General features: G+C 60.0%; 5 protein-coding genes. All 5 read right to left on the bottom strand.

What is annotated here, in order from left to right; all coding sequences use genetic code 11:
* A partial coding sequence (locus tag JNL55_RS12840; RefSeq protein WP_322111029.1) for an LpqB family beta-propeller domain-containing protein occupies window positions 1-2,423 on the bottom strand: 2,423 nt, incomplete at its 3' end.
* Window positions 2,424-2,471: 48 nt separating this feature from the next.
* Window positions 2,472-3,545, bottom strand: coding sequence for a dipeptidase (locus tag JNL55_RS12835; protein ID WP_293853457.1), 1,074 nt, complete (start codon window positions 3,543-3,545; stop codon window positions 2,472-2,474).
* A 130-nt stretch (window positions 3,546-3,675) separates the two neighbouring features.
* Window positions 3,676-5,649, bottom strand: coding sequence for a S9 family peptidase (locus JNL55_RS12830; RefSeq protein WP_293853454.1), 1,974 nt, complete (start codon window positions 5,647-5,649; stop codon window positions 3,676-3,678).
* 23 nt (window positions 5,650-5,672) lie between these two features.
* Window positions 5,673-8,795: a TonB-dependent receptor gene (locus tag JNL55_RS12825; RefSeq protein WP_293853451.1), complete on the bottom strand. Its 3,123-nt coding sequence runs from the start codon at window positions 8,793-8,795 to the stop codon at window positions 5,673-5,675.
* 407 nt (window positions 8,796-9,202) lie between these two features.
* Window positions 9,203-9,872 (bottom strand): FecR family protein (locus tag JNL55_RS12820; RefSeq protein WP_293853449.1); only part of this gene is annotated, 670 nt, incomplete at its 5' end.

Below are 9,872 nucleotides of genomic sequence, written 5' to 3'. Positions count from 1 at the left end.
CCCGTGGCAAGCAATGTATTCGCCATCATTCCGGGCCCCGTCGAGAACGCACGCACGCCGATCATGCGCCCAGCGTCGAGCATGTCCTCATAAACAAACATGTCGCTCGTGTACGCCTGCGGATCGAGTCCCGATGTCACGCCATAGGCGAGATTGGCGATAAAACTCCAGTGCTGCAGATCGAGCACGTCCCGCCTGATCTCGAACCAATGCGCGTGTGTATCGATGAATCCGGGAACGACAAACTTGCCACGGATATCGCGTATCTGTGCATGCTCGGGGATGGCGACCGAACCACGTCTACCGACGTTTAGGATGCGGTTATCACCGATCCAGATATCCGCATCCTGGATCACCTCATCACCTCTCATGGTGATGACAGTGGCACCGCGAAGCACCAGGGCTCCTCGCGGCAGATCACGGGGAATCGAGAGATCGACCAGGAAACTTTGTGTTCCTTCGGCATCGTCGGCGAGCGGCTGGCTCGATGGCGCCAAGCGGATGCTACTCAGCGAGCGTCGATAGAAAGTCGGGCCCAACGCCCAGGTAATAGTCTTGCCGTCGTCTGCCCAGGCGAAATAGTCGGCACCAGAATCAGTGACACGCTGGATGGACACAGTCGGCTGCTGGAGATCGATCTCGAGAATTCCCTCACCCATCTGCGGCACACCGATGAGGTAGAGCTGAGGCGCAAGGCCGAACTGCGCCAGTAGCCAGCGTCCGTCTGGACTGATCGCTGCATTACTGGCCGCTGCCGTGCGCGCCTGCAACTCCTTGCCGCCTGGTCCTCGAATTCGGACATGCACGCGACCTGCGGTGCCGTCCAACGCTACCGAACGAATCGAACCATCCCATGAGTGAAAATAGATTCGACTGGAGTCTTGCGTGAAGTGCAAATTGCGAATCTGCGCTTGCCGCGAAACGAACTCGGACTTGCCACTCGGCGAAATTTTGACGATATCGACGGCGCGCACCGCCGAGACTTCATCGTGTGCCTGCGTGCGTTCGAAATTGTTTGAACGCAGCGCGTAGATGGTCTTGCCGTCTGGAGCAAACACTGGATCGCTGTAGTACGCAGCGTAGTCCGAAACGCGCTGCGGCTTGCCACCCTCAGCGCTTACCCTCCAGACGTGCCCGCCGCCAGCTGCCTTCCAGGTAACGTATGTGAGCTGACGCCCATCAGGCGACCAGTTCGGTTGAAACTCGGCGTCGATGGAATCAGTGACGCGACGTACCTTCCCATTGGATAGATTCATCGAGTACAGCTGGCCCAAGGCCGAAAATGCCACGCGCCTCGCATCAGGAGATTGCTTCGGTGCCTGGATCACCCGCGCTCTCACCGGCCCGTCTTGCACTCTTTGGCCGGCACGCAGTTGCGGCCCCACATCCAATGACACGGAGGCCGTGAAAGGAATAGGTCGCGACTTGCCGCTGGCAATTTCAAGACGCTGGATCTTGCCGTCCAGATTCAGAATCAACGCCGTACCGTCAGGGGTGAAGCTGGAGGACGGCAACAGATCGCGTGACGCGACGCTGTAGTCAGATGCGTCAGTCTGCACTGGGTAGGTAAGCCAGCGATCGGTGCCGCTATCGAGATCGCGAATTCGCAGACCGGTCTGGCCATCTAAACGCGTCGCATAGATGAGTTGCCTGCCATCGGGAGACAGCACCGGCTTCATCGCGCCCCCCGGTATTGCGACCACCGCTGACTCCTCGCCCGTCTCCAGGTCGTGGCAGGAAATCTGCCATCGGTTGGCACCCGCTGCCTTGGACGAGAAATAGAGATATCGTCCATCGGCCGAGGGCACCACGCCTAGTGCGCTATGGCCTGCTGCGTCACTCAGTGCCGGCAGGACTGCGGTTGGACAGCTAGGACATTCGGGCGGCGCAAGCATTCTTTGTAGCCGAGTTCTGCCGCCACCTCGAACGTCGTAGGCCCAGAGATAGAAGACCGTATTGTGCTGGTTGGGTCGCTCGCCGCGAGATACGTAGAGCGTTTGCCCATCTGCCGACCAGGCGGGCGAAGCAAAGGCGGTATTATCGTCGTCGCGCGACAGCTGTCGCGGATTCGAACCATCAGCAGCGGCGATCCAAAGGTTCTCGCTGCCGGAGCGATCGCTGAGAAATGCGATCTGTCGGCCGTCGGGCGAAAAGGCAGGTTGCGTCTCGAATGCCAAGCCCCCCAACAGCAGTTGGGCCGTCCCGCCACGCGCGTCGAGCGTATACAGGTCGCCGAGCAATTCGAACACAATCGTGCGCCCGTCCGGAGACACATCAAGCGAGATCCAGCTGCCCTCGTCCGTGTCGAACGCCACCTTGCGAGACACGTTCAGGGGCAGAGACGCTGCCTGCAGCATCGGTGCTTCTGCCTGCGCATGCGCGACAGGTGCCGAGATTGTTGCGAGCACTGCGTAAAACAGCATTGAGAACAGTCGTGTCATCGATGAAACATGTCACTTCGTGCAGTCACTTCAATCGCCCCACACTGCTTCGAACAGCCTCGCGAAGTTGCGCCCCAGAATCTTCTCGATGCGTCCCTCCGGCCAGCCACGGCGGCTGAGATCGCCCGCCAACGTCAACAAGCGCAACGGATCGTTGTATTCCGGGATGAGGTTGAAGACATCCGCCGCCTCTCCGGGCGCCGCGATGCCAGCCTGCCGGCGTTCCTCATAGAATTTTCGCTGGTGCTCGCCATAAGCAACATCAAGGGTCGCACCGGAGATCACGCCGTCCGTGCCGAGCCCCACGTGGTCTTCGCCACAAACATTCACGGCGTGCTCCAAGTGACGAATCAAGTCCGCCGCGTGCTGCTGCCCCGACTGACGCAAGAAAGGCATGAAGTAGATGCCGACCACGCCCCCTCTATTGGCCAATGCCTTCAGCTCGCTGTCATGAGTATTGCGCGGCACGTCGACCAAGGCCCTGCATCCGGTGTGCGTGATCGCAAGCGGCGCGCGAGCCGCGGCGATGCCCTCCGCAATCGTTCTGGCACCCGCATGACTCAGATCGAGTAGCAACTTCAGCCGATTGATCTCCGCAATGGCTTCGCGCCCGAGCGTACTCAGTCCGCTATTGGCAGGCTCCAGGCAACCGTCGCCCATCAGATTTCGCCGGTTGTAAGTGAGCTGCACGATCCGCACTCCAAGATTGCGGAACAGGCTCAGACGTTCCAGGTCACCCTCTAACATGCTGGTATCTTGGAATCCGAAGATCAGTCCTAAGCCACCCTTCGCTTTCGCCTCGCGGATCTCACGACAGCTGCGTACCTTCATCAGCACATCTGGATGGGCGGTGATTTCTCCCTCGTAGTATGCGAGCGACTCCAGGGCCTGTTCATACATGCGCGGACCGTTGCCAACGCCGCCTATCGTAAGATTCACAGCGCTGACGCCTGATTGCTTCGTATCCGCGATTGCCCGTTCCGAAAAAGCGGATATCCGCGACGCGTTGTAGTCAAGCTCCCCTGGCCCGCTCAGCCCATCGATGACCAGTGCCTGACGATAGCGTTCTGCGCCATAGTCACGCGCCGCCCACGCGCTACGCATTCCCAATGTCGCAGGAACGGCGACGGCTACCGCGGATTTCAAGAATTCTCGACGAGCCCGCCTCCGCGGAGAATCTGCCTTCATTCCCGTCACAACGTCACCCTTCATTTTTGTATTGATCGAGCGGTTCTCAATGCGCAGGCACGCCGCAGTGCTTTGCAATCCATTCCACCCAACGTCGTGACACGTCGCGCTGATGCACCGGGTCCGGGGGCGCGTGTCCATCGACTGGATACGCGATGAACTGAACGTCGACGCCATTGTCCTTGAGCGCGTGATAGAGCTTGTAAGACTGCGTCACCGGGACTCTGCGATCTCCCGTCGTGCTCAAGATCAGTGTGGGCGTCTGGATTCGGTGCGCCTGTGCCATCACCGACTGCCGCCAATAGTTGGTTGCGTTGTCGTTGCGCCACGGTGAGCCGCCCATCGCATCACCAAACCCAACGTTGATGTCCGCCAAGTTGTAGGAGTCGAGGTGATCGGTCAGCGCTGCACCCGAGACAGCGGCGCACCAAGGCGTGTAGTGACTGGTGAGCCAGTTGGTCAAGAACCCACCGTACGACCATCCGGATACAGCGATACGCGTTGTATCGACAATGCCACGAGCCTTCAGCACCTTGAGCCCGGCCATCACATCCCGAGCGGGCCCATCTCCATAGTCATTCACGACTGCCTGCGTGAATGCATCATCGCCAGAGGTGCTGCCACGGAAGTTCGGACTGAACACCAGCCAGCCTTGTGCCGCGAGCAACTGACTGAAGCCATCGAACGACTGAGTCGACAATCCCGCCGGGCCACCGTGCGGTCTGATGACCAAGGGCGCCTTCTGGTTCTTCTTGAACCCTGGAGGGTAGATCAGGGTGCCGGTCAGCGCGAAGTCATCGTTGCGCCAATCGATCGTTTCCATGCGACCCAGACTCAAGGCCGCCAGCGACTCATTGAATTGTGTCAGGCGCCTCGGCTTGGCATCGACCGAGGACAGGAGATAAAGCTCCGCCGGACGTTGGGCTTCACTGCCGACGAAGGCGATCGTCCCCGCGGTGCTTACAGACAAGTTCCATATCTGCAGGCCGGTGATATCGCCAAGCTCGAGTCGCCGCGACGGTCCGTCGAGCGGCCGATGCCAGAGAACGTTTCGCGTACCGTCCTCTCCCATGAAGACGTGGGAGCCACGGTCGGCGAGCCACAGTAGGTCCCTCAACGTACGATCGAGATCCGGTGCGATGTCGCGGCTCTTGCCACCTGCAACCGGCACCATTCTGAAAGTTCGACCGCGAAAAAAACCACCTGGCCCAAGCGAAGCCTGAAAGCTGATGAGGTCCCCCTCTGGCGATATTCCCAAAGGCGACTGCCACAACGCTCCCGAGTCAGGCGAGAACGGCACCAGCACACGGACCTGTCCGCTGCCAGTATCGATGACTTTGAGCGAGGACTTCAGCAAGTCCGCAAAGTGCGGCGTCGGTTGGCTGATGAAAGCGATCGCTTGACCATCTCGCAGCCACTTGATGCGTCCCACGCTTTCCACGCCGGAGGTCAACCTTCGCGGCACTCCTCCCGTCACAGGGACGATCCAGATGTGCGAGGACACCGCCGCCCGCATAGCCAAGTAATCGCTGTTGCCCACTTCGAAGGAACGATTGTGACGCTCCACACCCGTACGCTCCTGCGTGCGATCCGCAGTGATGAACGCAAAGGCTCGGCCGTCGGGGGACCATTCGTAGAACTGCACCCCCTCGCTCGCGTCGGTGACGACGACGGGCGCAGAGGAACCCGTACCGTTCATCGACATCACATGGATCTGCAGTTTTCCTGTGCCTGCCTGATCGAGCCACGCTAGCCGATCACCGGTCGGCGACCACTGCGGCGAACTGGCGGCGAACGGACGTGCAACGAGTTCTCGCTGCACGCCTGTTCCGCTGTCAACGATTCGGAGCGATCGGACGAATCGGTTGCTCTCATAATCCGCCACCGACGTCACTAACGCGACCTGCTTACCGTCGGGCGAGATCGTCGCATCGGAGAGGCCGACTTCCGTGCCCAGGTCGGCCAGCGTCACCGATCGCGCCTCGCTGCGCTGCGCCCCCGCGACGAGGCAAGCCGCCATGACAAACGCACAGCACTTCATGATCAGAAGTGCTTGGTCGCCGAGAGCCAGTACTCCCGCAAGCGCGGATCGCCAAAAGGACTGTAGTAAAGAGAGTTCCCGTAGTAGGCATCGAACGGCGGCACCTTGTCGAAGACATTGCTGATGCCCAGTTGCACCGTGGTACCCGACAGCGCCTTGCCCGACCAGGCAACCGCCCGCTGCTCTGGCCAGCTGTAGCTGAACGCAAGATCATGGTAGGTCTGGCTGCGTACCGTGTTACTGCCTTGAGAGCGCACATAAGTCGTTACGCCACCAGAATCGAATTGATCGTAGGAGCCAAAGTAACTGGCCATCCAATCCGCCTTCCAATTGCCACGCATCCAACTCAAGGCTAGATTGGCTCGGCGCTTCAGCGGCCCACCGTCGGCCACCGCATTGGCGATATCCAGCAACGGACCGTCGATGACCGACTGCCGCTTGAAGTAACGGATGATCGAGCCGCCGCCGGCGATCTGGAAGGTGCCGAGCCGCTCGAGCGGCAACAAGTAACTCAGAGATAGATCCATGCCCTCGGTCTTCATCTCGTTGGCGTTCAGCAGGCTGAAGTCGACCAGGGTTAGCGCACCGACGCCGTAAGGATCGCCAGGCGTCGCCGCCACTCGCTGGACTCGGCCGGGCAACTGGCTCTCTAGATTGACGACCTGTTGTGGTGTCGGCGTCACTGCCACGTCCTCCAGTACCAGGTGATACCAATCGAGACTGGCGCGCAGTCCTGCAATGAATGCCGGTTCCCACACCAACCCCACATTCCAACTCTGCGAACTCTGTGGCTTGATGTCCGGATTGCCACCGGCGATGTAATGAACCACGGTCTGCTGATTGCCCCGACGTGGATCGATGACGACCGCGGTCGCATTCGCACCCAGCACATTGGTTCCACCCAGGACCGGCGCGAGGAACTGCGAATAGTCCGGTGGCAAGAAACCCTTGGCGTAGCTGGCACGCAGCATCAGTTGGTCCACGGGCTTGTAGCGCAGACCGATGGTCGGATTCGTGGAGCTGTAATCCACATCCGAAGACACTGTCGGCGTATTTTGGCCGGCGACGACAAAGGCCGTGCCAGTGGACACTTTGAAATGTTCGGTGCGACCGGAGAGCTGCAACTCCAACTCTCTGACCAGCGGCACGGCGTTGGCAGCCGACACCAGCGGCACTTTCAACTCGGTGTAGGCGCTCAAGACAGATTGCGACTGGGGTAAATAGGTCCGCGAAGTGCTCTGGGCCGCGGCCAACTGCGGAAAGTCACGAAAGAAATAACCGCCGCGCTTCACGCGCTCCTTGCGATGTTCGAGACCAACCACCAGCGTCGGTCTACCGGCAGGCAACTCCCACACGGGACCGGCCACTCTCAAAGCGACATTGCCCAGCCCACCCTCCTGGCCGCTGCCGAACGCACCTTCATACAGACCAATGCTCAGCGGATTGGACAACGTGTCGACAAAGGGGTTGACCGTGCCATTGTTGAGCGCCGCCACCAAGCCGCCTGCGGTCGAGTCGAAAGCGCTGCCGCCGTAGCTGTAGTCGTTGCTCGTCCAGGTATAGTCACTCTCCAGCTGCCAGTCGTGCGGCAGGTCGACCAGCACACCTGCGGTAAAGCGCGTGACCTCATTTCTGCTGTCATAGCCGACCGAGCCAGCGCCAGCCGGCAAGCTCACAAAAATATCTTGTTGAAATGGATTCACCGGCGATGCCGCACTGACCCGGTAAGTGGCCGCCTCCACCGCCCATTGCGAGGTTCGGGTGTTGGAGCTGCGATAGAACTCCAGGAATGCTTCGGTGTTGTCGCTCATGCGACGACGCGCGCTCGCGATGAACGACTTGGTCACCGGCGAGCCGAACACATGACTGCGAAGCCCATCGCTGTTGTAGGTACCCGCAGAGTCCGGCGACGTGAAGTTGTACGTTCCTGCATTGGACAGCAGCCCCGCTCCCAACTGCTGTAGCTGTGTCGCGCTCGAGGTTCCGGAGGGCACGTGGGTGATCGTTGATCCCAGGTTCATGCCACCGTACTCCGGCCGGAGGACCAGGGCCTGGCCGTTGGCAGAACCAATGTTTGGCAGTGACCCGCCGAGAAACGGACTGGTCGGCGACTGCAACGAGGCCAAGTTGTTTGCGCGCACCCTCTGCAGGCCTCTGGCGTACAACTCCGGTCGCTGCTCGCTGAATAGCGGTTCTACTTCGGAGAATCGGCCACCGACAACGACGTTGGTACGGCCGCCCTCCAGCGAAAAACCGTAACTTGCATCCACGGTGCGAGCCGGCGCGTCGGTATCCATAGGACTGCGATAGGACACGCCAATCTGCCCTCCTTCGTAGTCACGCTTCAGCACCACGTTGACAACACCACCGATGGCACTGCCTCCGTAGATCGCCGAAGAAGACACCGGCAACACTTCGATGCGCTCCACCGCACCGATCGGAATGCCATTCACGTCCGGCTGGAATGTCTGACCGAACAACGAAATATTTGCCGTCCGCCGGCCGTTGATCAGGATCAACGTCTGGTTGGTACCGATGCCGCGCAGATTCACGTTGCTCGAGCTGCCGTAGGCATTGACGGAGAGCTGGCTGTTGTCCCTGGCGACGGCATTCATGGACAGGTTTCTTTTGAGATAACCCTCGACGTTCAGCACACCGGTTCGCTCGATCTCCTCAGCACTAATGAGCTGATACGGCTGTGCGTCGTTCTCGGTGCGCTTGATATCCATGTTGCCTTCCGTGAAGGGCTTCTTGGCGCTGACTAGAACTTCGGAAATGTTCTCGCTGTCCTGACGGCCTGAGTCAGCTTTCGCAGTCGCGCCGCTCTCGCGCTCAGCTGCCAGGTCGCTCGCCTGCGCGAGGCGGGCTGATGAATCTGCACTGTCGGATCGAAATCCTCTGGCCGCTGCGGGTTGCGTGGCCAGAGTCTTCGGTGCGATGAGCATGGCCCCCGTCGCCGGGTCGGTGCTCGCCCGCAGTTGAGTGCCTTCCAGCAGTTTCAGCACTGCCTCTTGCACAGTGAACCTGCCGCTGACACCAGCAGTGAGCACGCCTTGGAGCTGGTCGCGGCGATATACGAGCTGCACATCATTGCGGCTCGCCAACGCATCCAGCGCGATGAGCAACTCTCCAGCGGGAAGCGCAATATGGATGGCTTCAACCGGGTTTGCAGTCGCCGCGGGACCTGCAGGCTGTTCTGGTTGCGCTTGCGGAGCTGAACTTCGCTGCGCAGCCATGGCCGTCTGAGCAAGAAGCAGCGTTGTGACTACCGCGGAGGAAACCAACGATCTGGAAACGTCGGCCAGTCGACTTGCGCCGTACCGAGACACTGACGGTTCATCGTGGTTCGGCGTTCTCGTGGTGATCATCCGCACTCCTCGTTATTGGTTACTCGTCATGCCAGCCAGGCATCCGGCCGCTAGCGAGCACGCCGTTCCCTACGAAGAGAGACGCGCAACGTGTGAGAATCACGGAGCTGGAAACGAAATTCCTTGCCGCATCGAGGCGGCTCCGCTGAAACAACAGATGTGCTTTACTGCTCCGTCGGCGCCACAGGTCCTTGAGTTAGGCGAATCGCATCGCCCGCTCGATGCGCACGAATCTGATAGCCGTCCTCCAGCAATCGAACGAAAGCATCGAAATTGGTCGCCTTGAACTTTCCCGTCAGCGCAATGTTAGCGACGTCAGGAGAGTCAATGACCATCTGCTGACGGTTGTATTGATTGAACTCGCGAATCGCCTGGCCGAGTGGTGTATCACGGAATGTGAGATAGCCCATTCGCCAGGACAACACCTCTTCCGCTTGCGGCAGCGACTTGTGTTGGACCAACACGCCGTCCGTGCGGAGATTCGCAATCGCCCCTGCGGCAAGCAGCAAATCCTCGGCATCACCGGCAACGCCTTGTACCTTCACGCGGCCTTCGGTAACAACGACCCGCACTTCGTCGCCGTCGCGTCGAATCGAGAATCTCGTTCCGACAGCGACGATGCGTTTCGCGCCAGCGGTGACCACGAAGGGGCGCTTGGCATCCTTGACGACATCGAAGAATACCTCGCCCCGGGTCAGATCGATGTGGCGCTCATGCTCGTTCAGATCGACCCGAACTGTACTGGCTGAATTCAGCGTCATACTCGATCCGTCCTGCAGTGGCACGGAGGAGATCACACCGACTTTCGTCGCGTACGGATCGGCAGCGAACAAC

The sequence above is a fragment of the Steroidobacter sp. genome, from assembly GCF_016790065.1.
GTDB lineage: Bacteria > Pseudomonadota > Gammaproteobacteria > Steroidobacterales > Steroidobacteraceae > Steroidobacter.
Note: the sequence above shows the minus strand (reverse complement) of the source record. Positions and strands in the feature narration are given on the sequence as shown.

What these genes read in the sequence shown, in the direction of transcription:
- JNL55_RS12835 (WP_293853457.1), bottom strand. Translation starts at nt 3,545, where the DNA reads ATGCGTAGCGCGTGGGCGGCGCGTGACTATGGCGCAGAACGCTATCGT.
- JNL55_RS12830 (WP_293853454.1), bottom strand. Translation starts at nt 5,649, where the DNA reads ATGGCGGCTTGCCTCGTCGCGGGGGCGCAGCGCAGCGAGGCGCGATCG.